This window comes from Streptomyces sp. NPDC058375, assembly GCF_042723425.1.
Classification (GTDB): Bacteria; Actinomycetota; Actinomycetes; order Streptomycetales; family Streptomycetaceae; genus Streptomyces; species Streptomyces durocortorensis.
In genome coordinates, this window is the sequence record NZ_JBHXJG010000481.1 from 1 (window position 1) to 1,620 (window position 1,620).

The window sequence follows — 1,620 nt, forward strand, 5'->3', positions numbered from 1 at the left end:
CTTCGACTATCCCTCCGTCAGCGCTCTGGCCGGGTTCCTGGACACTCAGCTCACCGACCAGCACACACCCCCACCCCACACCCTGCTCACCACCCAGGACAGCGGTCCGGTACCCCCGCTCCTCCAGCGGCTGGCCGGACTTCCCGAGAACGAGCGCAGGCGCGACCTCGTGGACCTGGTGCAGGACGAGGTGGCCGACATCCTGGGCCACGAGGACTCGCGGGAGATCGATGTGGACCGCGCCCTTCAGGAGATGGGCTTCGACTCCCTGAGCGCGGTGGACCTGCGGAACCGGCTGAACAAGATGTGCGGGATGCGGTTCGCGAACACGGTCGTCTTCGACTACCCGTCGATCGGCGCGCTGGCAGGGTTCCTCGATGGTCAACTGGCCGATCAGATCGTCCAGATGACCCGGATCGATCAGGTCGACCGGTCCGCACGGAGCGGGTCCACGCCGGAGGCCGTGTTCTCGCGGCTGGGCGAGCTGGAGGAGCGCATCCGGGGCGTCAAGGGAGACGCCGCGCTGCGACGGCGTATCACCGTACAGCTGCAGCGGCTGCTCGAGCTGACCGGGGCCGGGCTGGACGAGGACCTCGATTCCGCGAGCGACGAAGAGCTCTTCGCCCTGGTCGACAGGGCCGAATAGCCACCCACCGGCGGGCGGCCGGCCCACGCCCCTCCCGCTTCATCTCACACATGAACTTCGAAGGGTTGAATTCTGATGGCGGACGAGAACGAACTCCGGGAGTACCTCAAGCGCGCGATAGCGGATGCGCGGGACGCGCGTGTCCGGCTCCGTGAGGTCGAGGAGAAGGCCCGGGAGCCGATCGCGATCGTGGGGATGGCCTGCCGCTATCCGGGCGGCGTGACCGATCCCGAGAGCCTGTGGAAACTGGTCACCGACGGCGTCGACGCCGTCTCACCGTTCCCCAAGGACCGCGGCTGGCGCGAGGACCTGTACGACCCTGATCCCGACAGCGTGGGCAAGTCGTACGTGCAAGAGGGCGGTTTCCTCGACGACGTGAGCGGCTTCGACCCCTCCTTCTTCGGGATGTCCCCGCGCGAGGCCACGGTCGCGGACCCGCAGCAGCGGTTGCTGCTCGAGACCACCTGGGAGGCGATGGAGAGCGCGGGGGTGGTGCCGGCCACGCTGCGCGGAAGCCGCACGGGCGTGTTCGTCGGCCAGATGTACCACGACTACGGAGCGCGCCCCAACCTCCCCAAGGAGGGCTACGAAGGCAACCTCACCAGCAACAGCATGGGCAGCATCGCCGCGGGACGACTGGCGTACACGTTCGGCTTCGAAGGGCCGACCGTCTCCGTGGACACGGCGTGCTCCTCGTCGCTGGTCGCGATGCACATGGGGGCCACGGCGCTGCGTCGGGGCGAGTGCGACCTGGCCTTCGCGGGTGGTGTCACGGTGCTGTCGACCGCCGTGTCGTTCGTGGAGTTCTCGCGGCAGCGGGGTCTGGCCGCGGACGGCCGGTGCAAGGCGTTCGCGGCGGCTGCGGACGGCACCGGCTGGGCCGAGGGTGCGGGGGTGTTGCTGTTGGAGCGGTTGTCGGACGCCCGTCGTCTGGGCCATGAGGTTCTCGCGGTGTTGAGGGGTTCGGCGATCAA

The 1,620-nt window shown here is 68.8% G+C and carries 2 protein-coding genes; both read left to right on the forward strand.

All coding sequences use genetic code 11. The features are described 5' to 3' along the window. The coding region (locus tag ACFWM7_RS35215; RefSeq protein WP_383268844.1) for a phosphopantetheine-binding protein at positions 1 to 646 on the forward strand (646 nt) is incomplete at its 5' end. A gap of 75 nt (positions 647 to 721) precedes the next feature. Beyond that, the coding region (locus ACFWM7_RS35220; protein WP_383268847.1) for a beta-ketoacyl synthase N-terminal-like domain-containing protein at positions 722 to 1,620 on the forward strand (899 nt) is incomplete at its 3' end.